The organism is Sporosarcina gallistercoris, assembly GCF_050459885.1.
Taxonomy (GTDB): domain Bacteria; phylum Bacillota; class Bacilli; order Bacillales_A; family Planococcaceae; genus Sporosarcina; species Sporosarcina gallistercoris_A.
The window spans coordinates 50,279-71,409 of record NZ_JBCMNO010000017.1; the positions used below are offsets into that span (position 1 = coordinate 50,279).

Consider the following 21,131-nt stretch of genomic DNA (forward strand, 5'->3'; position numbering starts at 1 on the left):
TTGAGCCGCGGCTCTTTCCACGCGATTGCGGCTCTCCTCAAATTGAAAAAAGATATTAATAATAGAATAATGTCATCAACTTGTCAAGTAGGAATAGTTGAAAAATCCTCTTCACTCAGCTATAGTCATATATGAAAATATAGATGGGGGACGGCTCATGACACATACATATGCAATTGTTTTGGCGGCTGGTCAAGGCACACGCATGAAATCCAATTTATATAAGGTGCTTCACCCAGTCTGTGGTAAACCAATGGTGGAACACGTGATTGATCACGTAAAAGGTATTGGGGCAGATCGAGTAGTAACAATTGTTGGACATGGGGCAGAACTCGTTGAAGAGACGCTTGGTCAAAAGAGTGAATACGTCCTTCAATCAGAACAGTTAGGAACAGCACACGCTGTTCAGCAAGCAGAACAGCTTCTAGGTGAATTGGAAGGGACTACACTCGTAGTCTGCGGAGATACGCCGCTAATCCGTTCAGAAACAATGGATGCACTTGTACGCAAACACAAAGAGCTTGGCGCAAAAGCCACTATTCTCACTGCGATTGCAGATAATCCTACTGGATACGGCCGCATTATCCGCGGTGAACAGGGCGAGGTGCTTCGTAATGTGGAACAAAAAGATGCGACGCCTGAAGAACAAGCGGTCACTGAAATCAACACAGGAACGTATTGTTTTGATAACCGAGCTCTTTTTGACGCACTTAAAAGAGTGAAGAATGACAACGCACAAGGTGAATACTACTTACCGGATGTAATGGGTATCCTTCAATCTGAAGGAGCACTGATCGGAGCCCATGTATCTGATGATTTCAGCGAGACACTAGGTGTCAATGATCGCGTAGTGCTTGCACAAGCAGAGGCCGTCATGCGTCACCGTATCGCTGAAAAACACATGCGCAATGGAGTGACTATCATCGCCCCTGAAACAACTATAATCAGTGCTGATGCAATTATTGGTCGCGACACGGTCATTCAGCCAGGTACGATTATTGAAGGTCGCAGTAAGATTGGTGAAGAATGTACAATTGGACCGAACAGCCACATTATTCACAGTGAAATAAGTAATCGGACATCGATTCATTCGTCCGTAGTCAAGTCAAGCAAAATCGGCTCGGATACGACGGTCGGTCCTTTCGCTCATATCCGTCCAGAAACGGATCTTGGCAATCATGTAAAAGTCGGTAACTTCGTCGAGATTAAGAAATCATCGTTCGGAGAAGGAAGTAAAGTGTCCCATCTCAGTTATATCGGAGATGCTGAAGTAGGCGCTTCGGTCAATATTGGCTGCGGGTCTATTACAGTAAACTACGATGGTAAAAATAAGTTCAAGACAATCATTGAAGATGAAGCATTCATCGGTTGCAATTCCAATTTAGTAGCACCGGTCACAGTAGGAAAAGGTTCTTATATAGCTGCGGGTTCAACAGTTACTAAAGATGTCCCGGTAGACTCTCTTGCAATTGCACGTGCTCGCCAAGAGAACAAAGTAGGATATGCAGAAAAACTAAACTCTAAACGATAAAACAGGAGGTCCATCATGGGCAATCAATATCCAAATCACAAACTTAAACTTTTTACTTTAAACGCAAACGAGCCTTTAGCAAAAGAGGTAGCCGATGTTATTGGCCGGCCACTCGGCGAATGCTCTGTAAAACGTTTTAGTGATGGAGAAGTTCAGATTAACATCGAAGAAAGTATCCGTGGCTGTGATGTTTTTGTCATTCAGTCAACATCGTACCCTGTCAATGACAACCTAATGGAACTCCTGATAATGATCGATGCATTGCGTCGCGCATCCGCTCGTACGATCAACGTCGTAATGCCTTACTATGGCTATGCACGTCAAGACCGTAAAGCACGTTCCCGCGAGCCGATCACAGCGAAGCTCGTTGCAAACTTGCTTGAAAAAGCAGGCGCGGACCGCGTAATCGCAATGGATCTGCATGCACCGCAAATCCAAGGGTTCTTTGATATTCCGATCGATCACTTGGTTGCCGTACCGTTGCTTTCAGATTACTTCAAGAACCAAGGTTTCAAAGGGGACGATATCGTTATCGTGTCACCAGACCACGGCGGAGTGACACGTGCTCGTAAAATGGCGGATCGCTTGAAAGCACCGATTGCAATCATCGACAAGCGCCGACCAAAGCCTAATGTCAGTGAAGTCATGAACATTGTCGGACATGTAGATGGCAAAATTGCCATACTAATCGATGATATCATTGATACGGCAGGTACAATCACTGCTGGAGCAAATGCAATTATCGAAAGTGGAGCAAAAGAAGTCTATGCATGTTGCACACATCCAGTATTGTCTGGACCAGCAATTCAACGTATTAATGACTCACAGATCAAAGAATTGGTGATTACGAACACAATTGAACTTCCAGAAGACAAGAACTCACCTAAAATCAAGCAGCTTTCTGTTGCAAAACTCATCGGTGATGCAATTGTGCGCGTGTTTGAAGAGAAATCAGTGAGCACATTATTCGACTGAGCCGTCACACAAGCTGTCTGTGATTGTGCATGAAATGTTTTGGAATGTCTTGTATCGGGTATTTAGTATGTAGGCAAACTTTATATAAAAAAGGGGACTAAACATATGAGTACAGCACTACAGTCAGAAAAACGAGAAATTGCACCACAATCAGTATTGCGTCAATTACGTCATGAAGGAAAAGTTCCTTCTGTCGTATACGGTTTTAAAACGGAACCAACATCCATCACTGTGGAAGAACGTGATCTCCTTAAAACGATTCAAAAACATGGACGTAATGGAGCATTCAAATTGAATGTGGATGGTAAGCAAGTAGACGTCATGTTAAGTGACTATCAAGCTGACGTACTGACAGGAAAAGTTGAGCATGCGGACTTCTTGGCAATCAACATGTCTGAAGAGCTTGAAGTGGATGTGACAATTCACTTAACAGGAGAGTCTGTTGGTGAGAAAGCAGGCGGAGTTGTTCAACAGCCACTATGGGAAGTGAAAGTGAAAGCTAAACCTTCTGACATTCCAGAGCACATCGATGTAGATGTATCTAAATTGGATATTGGTGAAGCCATTCAAATTTCGGATTTACGCGCAGGCGCGAAGTATGAAATATTGAACGAAGATGAAGAAACGGTTGTTCTTGTCTCTGCTCCACGGACTGCTGAAGAACTAGAAGCGCTCGACGAAGAGACATCTAGTGAAAATGCACAACCTGAAGTTGTAAATGAGAAAGATGGAGACCAAGAATAATCACAAAGAGCGCACGGCATTCCGTGCGCTTGTTTTTTCGTTTGTCGATTTTTTGAAAGAAAGAGAGTAATTAGATGAAAATGATAATTGGGCTCGGCAATCCGGGCAAGCAATATGTGTCGACCCGTCATAATGTCGGGTTTCAAGCAGTCGACTTACTGTCAGAACAGCTTAACGCTCCTGCTATGCAAACGAAGTTCAACGGGATGATCACCACGGTCCGTGTAGGAATGGAAAAAGTGATGCTCGTGAAGCCTTTAACGTATATGAACCTATCTGGTGAATGTGTGCGTCCCCTCATGGACTATTATGGAGTGAATGCTGACGAAATCGTTGTCATTTATGATGATTTGGATCTTACCCCGGGCAAACTGCGTCTTCGCGAAAAAGGCGGAGCAGGCGGTCATAACGGGATGAAATCATTGATTGCCCACTTGGGGACGAACGAATTCAATAGGATTCGCATTGGTGTCGGCAGGCCAGACGGACCTATGAGTGTCGCAGATTATGTATTAGGTGCATTCAGCAAAGACGAACAGCCGAGGATTCAAGAAGCTGTGGAAAAAAGTGCTTCCGCTTGCCGGGCATGGACTGACCGGACATTTCTTGAGATTATGAACGAATATAACGGAGCATAAGCATAAGTCCGCCCACACCTGCCTATACTTGTACAAAAAGAGAGGCGGTCTGATGGGTGATTTCTTATCGTTGTAAACATTGCCAGACTGAAATCGGTTCAATTCCGTTCGCATCCGTCGAGGAAACGATCCGTGAATTACTAAAGGCTGATGAAACCAACAAGGAGCGCTTTGTCGAAGTGACTCACTATGGAGGGCTCGAAGTTCGTTGTATTTGCGAACAGTGCGAGTGTTCCATGCAGGCGTCTCCGAATTACTATACAGTTGATAAGTGGCTTCAATAAGAAGCCTGGCTTTGGCACCTTTCGAGGATGTGCAAAGCTTTTTGTGCTTATCCATTTCATGGAGAAAGGGACGGATTTGAATGGATTCACTAGTAAACTACTATGAAACGACTGCAGAGATTCAGCGATTGACGAGCGAACTGAAACAAGGGCACGATCGCCAATTGCTCACTGGATTAGCGGGTGGTGCAAAGACACTCCTCTTCCAAGCGCTGCAACAAGAAACGGGCCGTCCAATGCTCATTGTCTCGCCGAATATGTTGCAAGCACAGCGTACATATGAAGACCTTGTCAAGCTTTTGGGCGACACTCATGTCCACTTATACCCTGCAGAGGAGCTAGTTGCTGCGGACTTCGCTTTTGCCAGCTTCGAACTCCGTGCAGGACGTATTGATACATTGAACCATTTGGCGACACATACAGAAGGGATTTACATCACACCTGTTGCGGGTTTGAAAAAAATTGTCCCTTCCAAGGAAAGATGGGAAAGCAGCACATTATCTGCTGCAATCGGTGACTCGATTGAAACGAATGAGTGGCTCCAGCGTTTGACGAGTATGGGATATACCCGTCAGGACATGGTGACAGCACCGGGCGAATTTGCTTTGCGCGGCGGCATTTTGGATGTCTATCCACTCACAACGGAAGATCCTGTTCGAATCGAACTCTTTGATACGGATATCGATTCCATTCGTACATTTTCCGCTGAAGATCAGCGCTCCAAAGGAAAGCTAGAACAACTGACCCTGTTACCTGCAACCGAGTTTACATGGTCTGCGGATGACCTGCATCAGATAGCAGACAAGCTGGAAGGAGCTCTTTCAAAGAGCTTGAAGAAAGTGAAAGATGAGCTCGTAAAAGAGAATTTGTTAGTGTCGATCTCAGGGGATATCGAACTGATGAGAGCTGGAGTTCAACCAGACAACATGGTGAAGTACGCTGGATTTGCAGGAGACCAAGTAGCGGAGCTTGGCAGTTACTTACCGGCACATGCGCTGGTCGTATTTGATGAAATCAATCGCATACAGGAAACCGCAGCAACTTTGGAAAAAGATGAGGAAGAATGGCGGATGTCCTTACTGGAAGAGGGGAAAATCGTCCATGACGCCAAGCTCTCTGTTTCATTCACCGAAGCTCATGCTGCATTGAATACGAAAACTATCTACCTGTCTTTGTTCACAAGAAGTATGCCTGGAATCACGGTGAAGGAAATCATTTCGTCTTCATGTAAACCCATGCAGCAGTTTCACGGTCAAATGAACCTGTTGAAATCCGAAATGGAACGGTGGCAGCACAATCATTTCAATGTCTTCATCCTTGCTGAAGGGAAGGAACGTGTAGATCAGGTCCATTCCATTTTAAGGGATTATGATATAGAGGCGACGGAGAACGGAGCTGCGACAAAAGAAGGAATGATCACGGTAGTGGATGGCAGTCTGCACGCAGGCTTTGAACTTCCATTGCATCGTCTTGCCGTTCTTACTGATGGGGAGCTTTTCAAAGGGAAACCGAAGCGGAAGACACGTCCTCAAAAAGCGTCCAATGCTGAACGCATCAAAAATTACTCGGAGATTCAACCCGGCGATTACATCGTTCACGTCAATCATGGGATTGGTAAGTACTATGGAGTCGTCACGCTGGAAGTCAGTGGGATCAGTAAAGACTACCTCGATATTCGATACCGAGGCGAAGACAAGTTATTCGTCCCTGCGGATCAAATCGATTTAATCCAAAAATACGTGGCCTCTGGTGAGAAGGAACCGAAACTTCATAAACTGGGCGGGGCCGAGTGGAAGAAGACGAAAACGAAAGTCACTGCTGCGGTAAAAGATATTGCGGATGATCTCATAAAGTTGTATGCCGAACGTGAGGCGCAAAAAGGTTATGCATTTTCTGAAGATGATGATCTCCAACGTTCGTTTGAAAATGCCTTTCCTTACGAAGAAACTGAAGATCAGCTCCGCTCGATTGTGGAAGTGAAGCAAGATATGGAAAAGGAACGTCCAATGGATCGATTGTTATGTGGAGACGTTGGATATGGCAAAACAGAAGTTGCGATTCGTGCAGCGTTCAAGGCGGTATTGGATGGGAAGCAAGTTGCCTTTCTTGTCCCTACCACCATCTTGGCGCAGCAACACTTCGACACTATGAAAGCCAGATTCGCAGACTTTCCGATAGAAGTATCATTGTTGAATCGCTTCCGGTCCAAGAAACAGCAAACGGAAACGAAAAAGGGCTTGAAAAACGGTACGATTGACGTTGTCGTAGGTACGCACCGACTGTTATCTAAAGATGTCGCCTATCAAGACTTGGGACTGCTTATTGTCGATGAAGAACAGCGTTTCGGTGTCACGCACAAAGAAAAGCTGAAACAGCTGAAGACGAATGTCGATGTCTTAACCTTGACTGCGACGCCTATTCCAAGGACGTTGCATATGTCGATGATCGGTGTGCGGGATCTGTCTATCATTGAAACGCCGCCAGCGAACCGTTTTCCTGTACAAACGTATGTCATGGAAAATAACCTTGCGTTAACACGTGAAGCGATAGAACGGGAGATGTCCCGAGGCGGACAGGTTTTCTATCTGTATAACCGTGTAGAAGATATGGCCAAGAAGGTCGATGAAATCCGTCAGCTTGTCCCTGAAGCCCGCGTCGGTTTCGCTCATGGACAAATGGGGGAGGCTGCATTAGAAGAGGTCATTCTAAGTTTCCTGGAGGGGGAGTATGACGTTCTCGTCACGACAACGATTATTGAAACGGGAATCGATATCCCGAACGTCAATACCCTACTCGTGCACAATGCCGATCGAATGGGGCTCTCTCAGTTGTATCAGTTAAGAGGGCGCGTTGGACGTTCGAATCGTGTGGCATATGCGTATTTCCTTTATGAGCGAGACAAAGTTCTGACGGAAGTCGCGGAAAACCGACTTCAGGCCATAAAAGAATTCACCGAACTCGGATCCGGATTTAAAATCGCGATGCGCGATTTGTCCATTCGCGGTGCAGGAAATCTACTTGGATCCCAACAACATGGGTTCATCGACTCTGTCGGCTTTGACTTATACTCTCAAATGCTTCAAGATGCGGTCGAAGAGAAACAAACTGGCATTTCGAAAGAGGATCGCCCGGATCTTGAAATTTCACTCCCCATCAACGCCTATTTACCGGATACGTACATTAAAGATGGATATCAGAAGATCCAAATGTACAAACGCGTAAAAGCGATTGAAGTGGAAGAGGACTTCAACGAATTGTGGGATGAAATGACGGATCGCTTCGGGGACCTTCCATTTGAAGCCGAATTGCTTCTTCGTGTCGGTCGATTGAAGGCTTGGGGCAAAGCCGCGGGGGTTGTTTCGATTAAGAAACGGCAAACTATGATTGAGATCCGCTTCTCACCTGAAGGAACAGCAACAATTGACGGAGCAAAACTTGTATCGGAATCGCTCAGTTTCGGACGTGCCGTCGGTTTCACAATGGAGAATGGAAGTTTGCTTATTACAATCGATGATCGACGCCTAGGACAACAGACTGAATTTGACATATTGGAAGCGATTATGCGTCTTTTACAAGGCGCAACCAAAGAAACGACGGAAGTGGATGCCGGATAGAGCCACCTCTGCATAAAATGCCCATGTATGAACCATACTGAAACCGTAGCGCGGATTTCATATGGAAAGTGAGGCATCATGCATGAAGGCAACCGGTATCGTCCGCAGAATCGATGACTTAGGAAGAGTGGTCATCCCAAAAGAGATTAGACGAACACTTCGGATTCGCGAAGGGGATCCACTCGAAATTTTTACGGACCGTGATGGGGAAGTCATTTTGAAGAAATATTCCCCGATTTCAGAGCTCGGGCAATTTGCGGTGGAATATGCAGAAACGTTGTATCAGACACTCGGCACTCCGACGCTCATCAGTGATCGGGATGAAGTGATTGCTGTAGCAGGACTTGCGAAAAAGGACTACATGAACCGTCAAATCTCCTCAGATGCAGAAGAAATGTTAACGAAACGGACAATGATCACTGAGAAGATGGAGAAAACGGTTGAATGGGTTCCTGGACAAATCGAACAAGTGAAATCGTATTGTGTGACGCCAATCGTCGTCAACGGGGATACGATTGGAGCCATTTATCTACTTTCGAAAGTCCATTTCATTGGTGAACCGGAACAGAAAACTGCAGAAACCGCAGCTCTATTTTTAGCAAAACAAATGGAACAGTAACGCCCCTGCACAACCTGAGGAACTCGGGATGTGCAGGTTTTTTTGTGATTGTCTTGTCATGCTGTCGTTTCAAGCTTCGAATGGTATAATGGACACCATCTACAAAACGAAAGAGGATTCAGTATGGCAACATCGGAATGGAATATGAAAACATTCATGAAAGGCGCCTCGATTTTAACGATATCTGCCCTCATTGTGAAACTGCTCGGAGCTGTCTATCGTGTACCTTTTCAAAATCTGGTGGGGGACAAAGGATTTTATATTTACCAGCAAGTGTACCCTTTCATCGGGATTTTCATCATCTGGACAACGTATGGGGCGGCCGTTGCGATTTCCAAGTTGCTGGCAAGTTCGCAACTACCTGATGAACGCCGGGCCATTTTAAAGTTATCTTTTCTATATTTAGGTGTGCTAAGTATCGTTGCTTTCGCTGCACTCTTCTCAGGAGCGACCCTAATCGCTTCTCTTATGGGTGATCCAGAGTTAGCCCCCCTGTTACGGACTGGCGCATATGTATTGCTCGTCATGCCGTTTCTTGCGGTATTTAAAGGAACATTCCAATCGCGTGGAGAAATGGTACCGATTGCCGTTTCTGGTGTGGGAGAGCAAGGAATCCGTGTTGCAATCATTCTTATCGGTACCTGGGCGGCGGTCCAATCAGGCGCGTCTTTATACGAAACTGGAACGATTGCTGTTTGGGGCGCCGTCATCGGTCAGACCGCAGGTGTCATATTGCTAGCTTTGTGGAGCCGCAAATCGTTAAATGCATCTGTTATCGGACTTTCTATAGATAAACGAAAAGTAATAAAAGAGCTCACACTGGTCAGCTTAAGTGTCAGTGCAAGTTCGCTAATTTTACTGTTGTATCAGATGGCGGATGCGTTTACGATCTTGAATTTATTAACCGGTTCCGGTATCCCTGAAGAGTTCGCCATGACAGGGAAAGGGATTTACGACCGAGGACAGCCGCTGGTCCAGCTCGGCAGTCTCATCGCAACAACGCTAGCAATGGCAATTGTTCCGCTAATCTCACATCACACAACGACTTCTGGTGGCCAGAGCGCATGGCCGTTTGTTCGTTTGACCTACCGCGTGGCCATTTTGTTCGGCTGGGCAGCGGCAGTCGGGCTCGCTGCTCTGTTACCGCAAGTCAACGTGCTGTTATTTGAAACGAACGAAGGTTCATTTGCACTTGCTGTGTTCTGTGTGCAGATATTCTGGCTTTCTCTCGTATTGCCGTTATGTGCCATCTTGCAAGGGGCGGGATCAGGGAAGATACCAGCATTGTTACTGCTTATCGGACTCGCAGTAAAAATTATTGCGAACCTTCTGCTCGTTCCTATATATGGAATAACTGGCGCAGCATTCGCCGGAAATATGGGGTTTGCAGTAACGGCAGCGGGTTTGCTCATCTATTTTAAAAAAATGTGGCCAGAGCGACTTGCCCCTGGTCGTTTCTATGGTTGGATTTTATTCGCTACGGTTGCAATGGTTGGCGTGGTCGAGCTATGGCTGTGGATCAGTAACACCTTCATCCAAGGAGAAAGCTCAAGATCCGTTGCAGCTTTGACTGCATTTCCTGCAGTGATGTTAGGGGCCTCCGTGTTCCTCATCATTGTCATGAAGTCCCGTATCTTGGCAGAGAAGGATTGGTACATGTTACCATTCGGTAAGCGATTGGCTGGAGTACAACTAGTATTGACAAAAAAGAGAAGGTGATGGCATGCATATAATTACGATTGTAGGACTTGGTTCAGGGGAACTGGATCAGCTGTCCGTTGGAGTTTACCGGAAACTGAAAGAAGCACAGACACTCATTGTCCGGACAGATCAGCATCCTGCTGTGGATGAACTGAAGTCAGAAGGCGTGCAAATGACGAGTTTTGACAGTGTGTATGAATCCCAGGATGCATTTGAAGCGGTCTATGATGAAATTGTTGCCAAGCTGCTGAAGCTGGCGGAAGAGAAACCTGTTACTTATGCAGTCCCTGGTCATCCACTCGTTGCAGAGCGTACGGTCCAGCTGCTCATTGAGAGAGAGAAAGAAGGACAAGCAGTACTCGAAATTGCTGGAGGGAACAGCTTTCTGGATCCCATTTTTGCGGCACTTCGAATTGATCCGATTGAAGGGTTTCAACTTGTGGATGGCACTGAATTACGACACGACGAGTTACAGATGCGTCAGCATGTACTGATTGGCCAAGTGTATGATTCCTTTGTTGCGTCTGATGTGAAGTTAACGTTGCTGGAAAAGTACGCAGTGGATCATCCAGTTACGATCGTGACGGCTGCCGGTACGTCTGCTGAAGAAGTGCGTACGGTGCCGCTCGTTGAATTGGATCGGGAAACACGTATAGATAATTTAACAACAGTTTACCTGCCGCCTGTTGTTGAACAGACGGACCGTTTAAAGGAATGGCATACATTCCGCGAGATTATTGCAAAACTGCGGAGTCCCGAAGGGTGTCCGTGGGATCGTGAGCAGACCCACGAATCATTGAAGCGGTATATGATTGAAGAAGCGCATGAAGTGCTGGATGCCATTGACCGTGAAGACGATAACGATTTGGTTGAAGAACTAGGCGATGTCTTATTGCAAGTGTTCCTGCATGCTCAAATTGGCGAAGATGATGGATACTTTACGATAGAGGATATTTTGCAGGCCGTTGGCGATAAGATGATTCGCAGGCATCCTCATGTATTTGGAGAAACCGATGTGGCAGATGCCGATGAAGTCTTACGAAACTGGCAAGATATTAAGAGTGAAGAGAAGCCGAAGAGGGATTCATTGCTGGACGGACAGACACTATCCAGTTCTTCACTTCTAACGTCCTTCAACTACCAGAAAGCCGCTGCGCGTGTAGGGTTTGACTGGCCAAACGTTGAAGGCGCTTTCGAGAAGTTCGAAGAAGAATGGCAAGAATTCAAAGACGAGGTGGCAGATGGAACTCAGGACTCGAGGACAGACGAGCTCGGGGATGTCTTTTTCACACTAGTGAACATCGCAAGGTTCTTAAAATTGTCCCCTGAGGAAGCGATGCAGCACGCCAATCAGAAATTCAACAATCGATTTTCTTATATTGAGCGTGCTGTACTGGCAGGCCGTGGGTCGTTTGACGAGTATACGGTGGAGGAACTCGAAGAATTTTGGCAACAAGCAAAACGCGAAGGAGGAACACAGGATGAGACTCGATAAATTTTTAAAAGTGTCACGGTTGATCAAACGCCGAACCCTTGCTAAGCAAGTAGCGGACCAAGGTCGTATTACGATTGATGGAAAAGTAGCAAAAGCGTCCTCAGACGTTGCACCGGGCAACGAACTTGCAATCCGTTTCGGCCAAAAAATCGTAACGGTTAAGGTGAATGAACTGAAAGCGTCTACGAAAAAAGAAGATGCAACGATGATGTACACGATTGTAAAAGAGGAAAAACTAGAAAAAGTGGATCCGGAGTTTGTGGACGACGAAGACTGATTGGACATGACAGGAAACTTCCTGTCATGTTTTTTGTTGCACGCGCATAAGATGGCAGTGTACAAATCAGACAGGGGGACAGACTATGCAAATTCAAACTGAAAGCCCAGCTTACACAATTCCATCCGGTGATCACGTCGTGACCATGCGGAACCGTAAACGAATGGATCTTACATCTGTTAAAACGATTGACCGATTTGATCAGGAAGAGTTCTTAGTCCGTACATCGCAAGGGATGCTGACCATTAAAGGAGAAGAATTACGCATCGTTCACTTGGATGTGGACAAGGGACTTCTCACACTCGAAGGCTCTGTTGCCACGCTTCAGTACGATGAAGAAGAGACTGGTTCACGTAATTTCCTCCATAAATTGTTCGGATGAGCATATCCGCGCAGTTTGTGAGCTTGCTTGCAATGGTTGGGACAGGAATCATCGCAGGTGCCTTCATGGATATGCTTGGAACGGGTATTGCCAATACAGGGAAGACTTCCATTATTCGAAGGAGAGCCATCTGGTTTGAAACAGTTGGATGGTTACTTGCAGGATCCTTCGCATTTGCTGTATTGTTCGTTTTTCGCGATGGGGCGTGGCGGATGTACGACCCGCTCGCCCAAGTGTCAGGATTATTGTTGTATGCAACAGTCTTCCACAGGCCTTTTAGACTTCTCGGGAGAATTAGTATTGCCTTGCTCATCCGTCCAGTCCTTTTGGTTTTTCAGATTATATTGTGGTTCCTCCGATATGTATTTCGATTGATACGTGCACTTATTTTGCTTCTATCCCAGCCCTTTCGATTCATCTATCATCGATTTTTCAGAAATCACTTCAAAAAAAAGTCAAAGTAACGTATACTATATAATTAAGACAACTGTAAAATTGTAATTGAGGGGATGAGCAGTAGATGGAGCAAAAGGGTAGGAAGTTCACTTCCACATCGGTTGCATCGATTGAAACTGAATATGTCCGCTCCATGCAACGAAAAGAGGACTGGCGACGGAAGCAAAAGAAGCGGCTTAAAGTGAAGCTGCTTATATTTGCAATGATTGTTGTAGTTACATTCGGTGGCATTGCGAGCTACAATCACCAACAGAAAAAGATGTTGGCCTCAAAACAACAAGAAAAACAGGAACTGATCGAACAGCTTGCGGTAAAGACTAGTGAACAGGAACAACTGAAAAAGCAGTTGCTGAAACTGGATGACGAAGAATACATTGCAAAGCTGGCACGTAAGGAATACTTCGTTTCGAACAAGAACGAAATCATCTTTTCTCTTCCGGAAGGGAAGAAAAAATTAAACAAAAAAGACGACGGAAAAGAGTAGTCTTATTGACACTCTTTTTTTGTTGGATATAATGAAAGTAGGAATCTTGCGCAGGCAAGACCCGTAAAAACGGTTGCTAGGCTTCTGAAACGGAAGCCCGCTTAAATACTAAGGAGGAGCATTTTTTTTATGTCAATTGAAGTAGGCAGCAAACTAGAGGGTAAAGTGACAGGGATTACAAATTTTGGGGCATTCGTTGAATTGCCAACCGGCGTAACAGGACTCGTCCACATCAGTGAAGTGGCAGATAACTACGTCAAAGATATTAATGACCATTTAAAAGTCGGCGACATGGTGGAAGTGAAAGTCATGAACGTCGGTTCTGATGGCAAGATTGGTTTATCGATCCGGAAAGCGAAACCGGAATCGGAACAACGCCCACAGCGCCCGCAGCGCCCATCACGCCCTCGTCAAGGAGGAGGACGTCCTCCTGAGCGTCCGGAGAATTTCGAAACGAAAATGGCGAAATTCATGAAGGAAAGTGAAGAAAACCTAACGACACTTAAGCGAGCAACTGAGTCGAAACGCGGAGGACGCGGAGCACGCAGAGGCTAAAACGCTTTATAACGGTTGGAAACGACCCTGTTAAGCTGTTTCAATGCAGGAAAAAATGTCTTATAGATAAAAGCTGAGGATGCGCATTGCGTGCACTCAGCTTTTTTATTGGGGAAAAAAGAGAGGACTGCTGGATTTGCTCGTACGTGCGAAAATATCTCTCCTGTAACAAGCAAAGCGCTACCCCATATTCCATTTAAGTAGTTGTGTGGTCTCTTATGATTAAAAATTCCGAGTTATGCAAGAGAAATTCATCTGGACGAATCGCAAAAGATGACAGGTGGATAGGAGAGTTCTCTTCACGAAGGGAAAAAAAGAGTCCCGCGCTGCACTTAGTCAGAAATACAAAAAAGGACTTGTCCAAGGGGACAAGTCCTTTCCAAAACATTTTATATGGCGGCAGAGGGGATCGAACCCCCGACCTCACGGGTATGAACCGTACGCTCTAGCCAGCTGAGCTACGCCGCCGTCTTAAGATTCGTCAACGGGATGTTCACGACCTTATTCATCATACAGATTATTTACCGATCTGTCAACAGGTTCTTGGAATTTAGAAGTTATGACTCAAAAACGCTGCGAAATCATAGGGGTATCGCACTGCCTTCATGTAAATCCCCTAGAAAGAAAACATCCCCGGAAACCGTCGAAATGTTTTTAGTACCAGGTGTCAGGAAGAGACAAATTATTAGACAACGAGCCTGTATACTAACGGCAATAGGTCATAGGGGGAATGAGAAATGAAGATGATCAGTAGCAATACAGAGAGATCACTGGGGCAACAAGTTCAAGGTGCAGTAGGTTCAATCTTACAACGGAAAGTGCACTTGCTGACGACATTTCTATTCACGGTGGGATCGTTCTTTTTATCACAAGCGGTGTTATTTGACGCAGCGGTACCATTTTTCTTACCTGTTTGGGCACTAGCTGCTATGCGCTATCCAAAATACATGTTGCCAGTCTTCATTGGCGGGATCAGCGGAAGTTTGTTCGTCGGTTTGGGACAATCTATTATATTCATATTGCAGCTGCTATTATTCAACCTGGTCATTCGACATCCTTTCACTCGGAAATCGGTGCCACTAACTGTTGCAGGAACTGTGATTTTCACGCAAGTATTTTGGCAACTCATTATGTATGCAGGGCAACCGCCTCTCAATATACAGCTGGCGATCGGATTTGAGGCTCTCCTTGCTTTGCTCATGACCGTGTTTCTATTTCTTGCATTTCCGCAAGTCGATAAACTAATGTATACGCCATGGCGGGCTGAACAATTAGGGGCGGCCTGTATCGTCGCCGCCATGGCCACAACGGGAATGAATAATCTGATCATCGGGTACATTTCAGTTCCAGGATTACTACTCTACACAGCGATTCTCATAGCAGCCCTTACAGGAGGCGTGTTATTTTCGACGACAATTGCCATGCTCATTGCAGCCATAACGGGAATGGCTGAGCTATCATTCACGGGTATGATGACGGTTTACGGCATGACTGGATTTGCTGCTGGGTCTATGAAAGGATTCGGGAAGCTCGGTGTCGCGACGGGAGGTCTTTTTGCATCTGTCTTTTTCCTATTATATGATTTGACGCTGCCGCTTGATGAAACACATTTTGTGACAATAGGTGCGGCTACCCTCCTATTTCTACTGATTCCGTCGAAACGACTCGCTTCTGTCCGGGAAGTGCTTGTGCCGGAGCACCAGGACTTATCCGAAAAACGACAGCAATGGCTCGCGCGCAGGCTGGATGAACAGCTGACGGACTTCCAGCAGTTTGCTTCCTTTATGTCGACAATGGTGAACGATCAGTTCCCGGTTCAAGAATCTCGCCATCTGGAACAGGTACAAGAGACACCGAGTGCATGCAGGTCTTGTTTCCGCTATTCCAAATGTTGGGCATCTCAGGATGACAGTATGCAGAATCTCCTGTCGGAATGGGAGTCGACATACTCTGCTACGAAAAAAGCAGCCCGCCATCGTGTGGAGGAGAAAATCCGCTATAAGTGCGTGCGCCATACTGGATTACTCGAAGAATTGGAAGAGCGCGGTGCAGACCGGCTACTGATGGGACAATTGCAGCATGGACGCAAAATGCTCGCTTTACAACTCCGCGATATGAGCACACATTTAGAGAATATGATGAATGAGATCAAAGAAGATGTAACAATTTATCGTCCATCCGAAGAAGAACTCGGAAAGAACTTGCGAGCCCAAGGAATTGATTTCTTCCAAATCGATATTTTGTCGGAAGAGAAAGGGGCCATGCGTATCGTGTGTTCCATTCCGGAAAGACGCTCCTCTTTTGAAACGGATACAACCGTAGCGGAAAGGCTCATTCTTCCCGTACTTGAAGAGATGTACCAAGAGCCGTTCCAAGTGGAAAAAGCTCTGATGAGAGAGCAGCCGTTTGCCCACTTGCAGTTAACTTTCACCTCTGCAGTCCGATTTTCCATGCAGTACGGAGTCATGGCGACGGCAGGAGGCGGTTCGTTTTACGCAGGCGACGCGTATGAAGTATTCCCGATCCATGATGGCTTGACTGCAGTTTTGCTATCAGATGGGATGGGACAAGACATGAATGCCTATTATGAAAGTCAGAAGGTCATCCGTTTGATGAGAGAATGTTTAGATCGTAAAATGGGACCGGAGACAGCGATGCATACGCTGCATTATATGATGGCACTGAATGGGTTGGATGATATGTATGCGACCCTGGACCTAGCGCTTGTCGATTTACAGGACGGAAGATTGTGGTCGTGGAAAGCCGGCTCAATGAGTACCTACATTAAGCGGGGCGAAGAGTTTTTACGTGTGGACAGTAAAGCTGTTCCGTTCGGTTTTTTACCATCCTTTACAGTAGAAGCCAAGAACGAAGAGTTGAAGTCAGGAGATATCATTGTCATGATGACTGACGGAATGTTTAATGGAGATGTGCCATTGGAGCAGCAAGAGAAGTCGTTATGGCAAATGCTTGAGGTCCATGCAGATCTAGAGTGTGATGCGCTGGCAGATCGGATTATGGGGGAAATGGAACGTAAATATAAAACCACGGCGGACGACCGGACAGTTCTGGTAATGAAAATAGACCACATTGTACCAAGGTGGTCGAGTGTGAAAGTTCGTACACCCTCACTTTTCCGCCAAAAAGTGGTAGGATGAAGAGAGAAAATGGCGGAGGTGACTCAGGTGAAGGATAATCTATTTAAAAAAGTCCCGGCCTTCATCCGCCAGGAAAGATTGTTTCGTAAGGGTGACCGAGTTCTCGTTGCGTGCTCAGGAGGAGTCGACTCGGTCGCACTTTTACATTTTTTAAACGAACTGAGAGAACGGCTGGAAATTGAAATCGGAGCTATTCATGTCGATCATTGTCTCCGTGGAGACGAATCTGCAACGGATGGTAAGGTTGTTCAGAAGCTATGCGACCATCTCGGTGTGCCATTTTACGCAACGATTCTACCTGTTCCGGATATGTTGAAAGAGCAGGGGGGAAATCTCCAAGAAATCTGTCGTACTGGGCGCTATTCGTTGTTTGAAAAAACGATGCAGGGCGAAGGCTTTACAGTGCTTGCAGTTGCCCATCATGCTGAAGACCAGCTGGAAACCATTTTAATGCAGCTGGCAAAAGGTCAAAGACCACAAGGAATGCCTGTTTCCCGTAAATTTAGTGAGGGACGGCTCGTCCGGCCATTCCTATCGCTTATAAAAACAGACTTATATGAGTACGCTGAATTGCATAAGCTTCCGTTTAGAGAAGACCCAAGTAATGCAAAAGATGAGTATACCCGCAACCGGTACCGTCATCACATTGTTCCATTTCTGTTAGATGAAAACCCAACGGCAGCCGAGAAATCAGTTCGTATGGCGGCGGCACTTCAAGAGGACGATGCGTTTCTCGAGAGCCTGGCAAAAGAACAGTTGGAACGCCTCTTAACCTTTACGGATAAAGGGATACCCGTTATCCATTCAGCTGAATTCCGGGCCATGCACCCGGCTTTACAAAAGAGGGTAGTTCCTCTACTATTAAAGTATCTTTACAATGGGGAAACTATACCTGCGATATACAATGCCGACTTATTGAAACAGCTCATTCGCCAATTGTCTGCTGACACCGGAAGTGCATCCATCAGCCTTCCTGATAGGTGGTTGCTGCAAAGGGACTATGGGGTTTCGACTTTTGTGCGTAAGGAAGAAGAGCCGCTCGATCGGGTCATTCAATTTCCGCCAAACGAATGGGTTCAATGGGGGCAGTGGAAGTTCTGTTGGTGCAAGTCCTCTGCTGTCGAATCATCCGCGCTAGACGATGTTACCGACTGGCGTTATTTTCCGTCGGAAGAAAGAGCGTTGCCTTCCCTCATTCGGTCTAGACGTTCTGGAGATCGGATCCGAATGTATGGAATGGAAAACTCTAAACGGGTAAGCCGCGTGCTGATCGATGAGAAAGTTAAACAATCTGTACGGGACACTCTGCCTGTCATCGTATCGGAGCAGGGGGACATCTGTGCCATTCCTGGAATTCGTTACAGTGAATCATTTACCAAAAAACCGTCTGCTGAACAGGCGTACATACTGATGATGGTCTGGACAAAATAACGCACTTGCTGTTATTTGTTCAACTTTACACATTTTAGGAGGAATTTTTCATGTTGGAAAAAGATATTCAAGAAGTTCTGATTTCTGAAGAACAGTTACAAGAGAAGGTGGCAGAACTTGGGAAGCAGTTGACAGAGGAATACCAAGACAAGTTTCCGCTTGCGATTGGTGTGCTTAAAGGTGCATTGCCATTCATGAGCGACCTTATTAAACGGTTCGATGCATACATAGAACTCGATTTCATGGATGTTTCTAGCTACGGGAATGCGACGGTTTCTTCAGGCGAAGTAAAAATCATCAAAGATTTGAACGCAAGTGTGGAAGGCCGCGATATTCTGATCGTGGAAGACATCATCGACAGCGGAAAGACACTGAAATATCTTGTAGAGCTATTCAAGTATCGTAAAGCGAAGTCGATCAAGATTGTAACCCTTCTCGACAAGCCGACGGGCCGGAAAGTCGATTTGAAAGCGGATATGGTAGGTTTTGAGGTGCCGGATGCATTTGTGGTCGGTTACGGGCTGGACTATGCTGAAAAGTATCGCAATCTCCCATATATTGGAGTTTTGAAGAAAGAAATTTATACAACATAAGTGCTTTTTGAACCCTTAGCGGAAAGTGTGTTGTATGACTTTTTTCTTAAGGCATTATCTTTGTGATTCAAATTGCATATGTGATAAGATTGTCAATAGTTTTCTGTTGAAGAAATGAGGAGGCTTGGGATGAATCGAATATTTCGATACTTTCTATTATATGGGCTGATTTTTCTAGCGATCATGGGAATCTTCAGTTCGCTGAACAATCCAAACCCTAAGATGGAAAAGATCCGTTATGATGAATTTCTCACTGCATTAGAACAAGGGAAAGTGAAGTCTGTCGAGATTCAGCCTGTCCAGCTAGTTTTAGAAGTTAAAGGACAGATGAAAAACGCGAAAGATGATGAAAAGTTCACTACGAATGTTCCGATGAATGATGAGATGACAATGAACGATATTCGTGATCTTGCACTTGCGAAGAACGCGGAAGTTGACATTTTACCAACGCCGGAAACGAGCGCTTGGGTGTCATTCTTTACCGGCCTAGTGCCGTTTATCATTATCATCATCTTGTTCTTCTTCTTGTTGAACCAAGCTCAAGGTGGCGGTGGTGGCGGAAAGGTTATGAATTTCGGGAAAAGTAAAGCGAAATTGCATACCGATGACCGCAAGAAAGTTCGATTTACAGATGTAGCAGGTGCGGATGAAGAGAAACAGGAACTGATCGAAGTGGTCGACTTCCTGAAGGATCCTCGTAAATTCGCTGCCGTCGGTGCGCGTATTCCGAAAGGTATACTCCTTGTAGGACCTCCGGGTACCGGTAAAACATTGCTGGCTCGTGCGGTTGCGGGAGAAGCAGGCGTCCCATTCTTCTCGATTTCAGGTTCTGATTTCGTGGAAATGTTTGTCGGTGTCGGCGCTTCACGTGTTCGAGACTTGTTTGAGAATGCGAAGAAGAATGCTCCTTGTATTATCTTCATCGATGAGATTGACGCTGTAGGACGTCAACGTGGTGCTGGCCTTGGCGGCGGACACGATGAACGTGAACAGACGTTGAACCAGTTGCTCGTTGAGATGGATGGTTTTGGTGAAAACGAAGGCATCATCATCGTAGCGGCGACAAACCGTCCGGATATTTTGGATCCGGCGTTACTGCGTCCAGGTCGTTTTGACCGTCAAATCACTGTAGGACGTCCAGATGTCAAAGGTCGTGAAGCGGTACTTAAAGTACATGCTCGCAACAAGCCGCTTGACGAAACGGTGAACTTAAAAGCACTTGCTCAACGGACACCAGGTTTCTCGGGTGCAGATCTTGAAAACCTCTTGAACGAAGCAGCACTAGTTGCGGCACGACGCAACAAAACAACAATCGATATGGCGGACATCGACGAAGCGACAGACCGTGTGATTGCAGGTACTGCGAAGACGAGTCGGGTCATTTCCGAGAAAGAACGTAAGATTGTGGCGAATCACGAAGCAGGGCACGTGGTTGTCGGACTAATGCTGGACGATGCTGAAATCGTCCATAAAGTTACCATCGTACCTCGTGGGCAAGCGGGCGGTTATGCGGTCATGCTTCCTAAAGAAGACCGTTACTTCATGACAAAACCGGAACTCCTCGACAAAATCGCAGGACTTCTAGGTGGACGTGTATCTGAAGAAATCGTCCTTGGTGAAGTGTCTACAGGTGCTCACAATGATTTCCAGCGGGCAACAGGTATTGCGCGCTCCATGGTGACGGAATACGGAATGAGCGATAAGCTCGGACCGATGCAGTTTGGTCAGGCACAAGGCGGTAACGTCTTCCTCGGCCGCGACTTCAATTCCGAACAGAACTACTCAGATTCCATCGCTTATGAAATTGACCAGGAAATGCAGTCAATTATTAAAGGTGAATACGAGCGTACGAAGCGGATTCTTACAGAAAACCGCAGCTTGCTTGATTTGATTGCGAAGACGCTTCTAGAAGTGGAAACGCTCGATGCAGAACAAATCAATCACTTGAAAGACCACGGTACACTTCCAGATCGTCCTTATGGTCTTAAGGAAGTTGGCGAAGGTGCAGAAAGTGAGTCGACTGAGGCAAATCCAGATGTTACTGGAGCTCCTGCAGATCCTTCTGTCGGTGATTTACCGAATAACGAAGGAACAAACGAGCCGCTTGACTCGATTGATGAAAAACGAAGAGATTAATAATATCCAGCTGACTGTCCGTCAAAAGACAGTCAGCTGTTTTTTTTGAAATGATATA

Annotated in this window: 18 protein-coding genes and 1 tRNA gene; 18 read left to right on the forward strand and 1 reads right to left on the reverse strand. The window is 46.0% G+C overall.

What is annotated here, in order from left to right:
* The first annotated feature begins 157 nt into the window (after positions 1-157).
* From glmU to ABE021_RS10570, 14 genes are all read left to right on the forward strand, one after another.
* A complete protein-coding gene (gene glmU, locus ABE021_RS10505) occupies positions 158-1,531 on the forward strand; it encodes a bifunctional UDP-N-acetylglucosamine diphosphorylase/glucosamine-1-phosphate N-acetyltransferase GlmU (protein ID WP_430288566.1) in 1,374 nt (457 codons plus the stop codon).
* Between the two features lie 15 nt (positions 1,532-1,546).
* Complete coding sequence (locus tag ABE021_RS10510) at positions 1,547-2,506, forward strand: ribose-phosphate diphosphokinase (protein ID WP_430288567.1); 960 nt, start codon at positions 1,547-1,549, stop codon at positions 2,504-2,506.
* A gap of 105 nt (positions 2,507-2,611) precedes the next feature.
* Complete coding sequence (locus tag ABE021_RS10515; RefSeq protein WP_430288568.1) at positions 2,612-3,250, forward strand: 50S ribosomal protein L25/general stress protein Ctc; 639 nt, start codon at positions 2,612-2,614, stop codon at positions 3,248-3,250.
* Between the two features lie 74 nt (positions 3,251-3,324).
* Positions 3,325-3,888, forward strand: coding sequence for an aminoacyl-tRNA hydrolase (gene pth, locus ABE021_RS10520; RefSeq protein WP_430288570.1), 564 nt, complete (start codon positions 3,325-3,327; stop codon positions 3,886-3,888).
* A 56-nt stretch (positions 3,889-3,944) separates the two neighbouring features.
* Complete coding sequence (locus ABE021_RS10525) at positions 3,945-4,172, forward strand: anti-sigma-F factor Fin (protein WP_430288572.1); 228 nt, start codon at positions 3,945-3,947, stop codon at positions 4,170-4,172.
* 80 nt (positions 4,173-4,252) lie between these two features.
* Positions 4,253-7,786 (forward strand): transcription-repair coupling factor, encoded by a 3,534-nt coding sequence (mfd, locus tag ABE021_RS10530; protein ID WP_430288574.1) that lies wholly within the window; start codon positions 4,253-4,255, stop codon positions 7,784-7,786.
* 82 nt (positions 7,787-7,868) lie between these two features.
* Positions 7,869-8,405, forward strand: a complete 537-nt coding sequence (spoVT, locus tag ABE021_RS10535) for a stage V sporulation protein T (RefSeq protein ID WP_430288576.1) — start codon at positions 7,869-7,871, stop codon at positions 8,403-8,405.
* Between the two features lie 123 nt (positions 8,406-8,528).
* The gene (locus ABE021_RS10540) at positions 8,529-10,124 is read left to right on the forward strand and encodes a putative polysaccharide biosynthesis protein (protein WP_430288578.1); all 1,596 of its coding nucleotides are present in this window, start codon (positions 8,529-8,531) and stop codon (positions 10,122-10,124) included.
* 4 nt (positions 10,125-10,128) lie between these two features.
* Positions 10,129-11,601, forward strand: coding sequence for a nucleoside triphosphate pyrophosphohydrolase (gene mazG / locus ABE021_RS10545; protein WP_430288579.1), 1,473 nt, complete (start codon positions 10,129-10,131; stop codon positions 11,599-11,601).
* Positions 11,588-11,878 carry an RNA-binding S4 domain-containing protein gene (locus ABE021_RS10550; protein WP_430288580.1) on the forward strand — a complete coding sequence of 97 codons (291 nt, stop codon included), beginning with the start codon at positions 11,588-11,590 and terminating at the stop codon, positions 11,876-11,878. Before mazG ends, ABE021_RS10550 begins: the two co-directional genes overlap by 14 nt.
* Positions 11,879-11,963: 85 nt before the next feature.
* The gene (gene yabP, locus ABE021_RS10555) at positions 11,964-12,260 is read left to right on the forward strand and encodes a sporulation protein YabP (protein WP_191691794.1); all 297 of its coding nucleotides are present in this window, start codon (positions 11,964-11,966) and stop codon (positions 12,258-12,260) included.
* The gene (gene yabQ, locus ABE021_RS10560) at positions 12,257-12,724 is read left to right on the forward strand and encodes a spore cortex biosynthesis protein YabQ (RefSeq protein WP_430288582.1); all 468 of its coding nucleotides are present in this window, start codon (positions 12,257-12,259) and stop codon (positions 12,722-12,724) included. Before yabP ends, yabQ begins: the two co-directional genes overlap by 4 nt.
* Positions 12,725-12,780: 56 nt before the next feature.
* Positions 12,781-13,200, forward strand: coding sequence for an FtsB family cell division protein (locus ABE021_RS10565; protein ID WP_430288584.1), 420 nt, complete (start codon positions 12,781-12,783; stop codon positions 13,198-13,200).
* Between the two features lie 129 nt (positions 13,201-13,329).
* Positions 13,330-13,755 (forward strand): S1 domain-containing RNA-binding protein, encoded by a 426-nt coding sequence (locus ABE021_RS10570; RefSeq protein WP_039043135.1) that lies wholly within the window; start codon positions 13,330-13,332, stop codon positions 13,753-13,755.
* Between the two features lie 394 nt (positions 13,756-14,149).
* Here the strand turns inward: ABE021_RS10570 and ABE021_RS10575 are convergent.
* Positions 14,150-14,223, reverse strand: a tRNA-Met gene (locus ABE021_RS10575).
* A gap of 269 nt (positions 14,224-14,492) precedes the next feature.
* On the opposite strand from ABE021_RS10575, the gene ABE021_RS10580 reads away from it, so the two are divergent.
* The 4 genes from ABE021_RS10580 (at position 14,493) to ftsH (ending at position 21,073) form a co-directional block, all read left to right on the forward strand.
* Complete coding sequence (locus tag ABE021_RS10580; protein WP_430288586.1) at positions 14,493-16,913, forward strand: SpoIIE family protein phosphatase; 2,421 nt, start codon at positions 14,493-14,495, stop codon at positions 16,911-16,913.
* 27 nt (positions 16,914-16,940) lie between these two features.
* The gene (gene tilS / locus ABE021_RS10585; protein WP_430288588.1) at positions 16,941-18,344 is read left to right on the forward strand and encodes a tRNA lysidine(34) synthetase TilS; all 1,404 of its coding nucleotides are present in this window, start codon (positions 16,941-16,943) and stop codon (positions 18,342-18,344) included.
* 50 nt (positions 18,345-18,394) lie between these two features.
* Positions 18,395-18,937, forward strand: a complete 543-nt coding sequence (gene hpt, locus ABE021_RS10590) for a hypoxanthine phosphoribosyltransferase (protein ID WP_025783719.1) — start codon at positions 18,395-18,397, stop codon at positions 18,935-18,937.
* Positions 18,938-19,066: 129 nt separating this feature from the next.
* On the forward strand, positions 19,067-21,073 hold the full coding sequence (ftsH, locus tag ABE021_RS10595; RefSeq protein ID WP_430288590.1) for an ATP-dependent zinc metalloprotease FtsH: 2,007 nt from the start codon (positions 19,067-19,069) through the stop codon (positions 21,071-21,073).
* Positions 21,074-21,131: the final 58 nt, after the last annotated feature.

Excerpts from the sequence above, each read along its gene's own strand:
- glmU (WP_430288566.1), top strand. The coding sequence starts at position 158 with ATGACACATACATATGCAATTGTTTTGGCGGCTGGTCAAGGCACACGC.
- ABE021_RS10510 (WP_430288567.1), top strand. The coding sequence starts at position 1,547 with ATGGGCAATCAATATCCAAATCACAAACTTAAACTTTTTACTTTAAAC.
- ABE021_RS10515 (WP_430288568.1), top strand. The coding sequence starts at position 2,612 with ATGAGTACAGCACTACAGTCAGAAAAACGAGAAATTGCACCACAATCA.
- pth (WP_430288570.1), top strand. The coding sequence starts at position 3,325 with ATGAAAATGATAATTGGGCTCGGCAATCCGGGCAAGCAATATGTGTCG.
- mfd (WP_430288574.1), top strand. The coding sequence starts at position 4,253 with ATGGATTCACTAGTAAACTACTATGAAACGACTGCAGAGATTCAGCGA.
- spoVT (WP_430288576.1), top strand. The coding sequence starts at position 7,869 with ATGAAGGCAACCGGTATCGTCCGCAGAATCGATGACTTAGGAAGAGTG.
- ABE021_RS10540 (WP_430288578.1), top strand. The coding sequence starts at position 8,529 with ATGGCAACATCGGAATGGAATATGAAAACATTCATGAAAGGCGCCTCG.
- mazG (WP_430288579.1), top strand. The coding sequence starts at position 10,129 with ATGCATATAATTACGATTGTAGGACTTGGTTCAGGGGAACTGGATCAG.
- ABE021_RS10550 (WP_430288580.1), top strand. The coding sequence starts at position 11,588 with ATGAGACTCGATAAATTTTTAAAAGTGTCACGGTTGATCAAACGCCGA.
- yabP (WP_191691794.1), top strand. The coding sequence starts at position 11,964 with ATGCAAATTCAAACTGAAAGCCCAGCTTACACAATTCCATCCGGTGAT.
- yabQ (WP_430288582.1), top strand. The coding sequence starts at position 12,257 with ATGAGCATATCCGCGCAGTTTGTGAGCTTGCTTGCAATGGTTGGGACA.
- ABE021_RS10565 (WP_430288584.1), top strand. The coding sequence starts at position 12,781 with ATGGAGCAAAAGGGTAGGAAGTTCACTTCCACATCGGTTGCATCGATT.
- ABE021_RS10570 (WP_039043135.1), top strand. The coding sequence starts at position 13,330 with ATGTCAATTGAAGTAGGCAGCAAACTAGAGGGTAAAGTGACAGGGATT.
- ABE021_RS10580 (WP_430288586.1), top strand. The coding sequence starts at position 14,493 with ATGAAGATGATCAGTAGCAATACAGAGAGATCACTGGGGCAACAAGTT.
- hpt (WP_025783719.1), top strand. The coding sequence starts at position 18,395 with ATGTTGGAAAAAGATATTCAAGAAGTTCTGATTTCTGAAGAACAGTTA.
- ftsH (WP_430288590.1), top strand. The coding sequence starts at position 19,067 with ATGAATCGAATATTTCGATACTTTCTATTATATGGGCTGATTTTTCTA.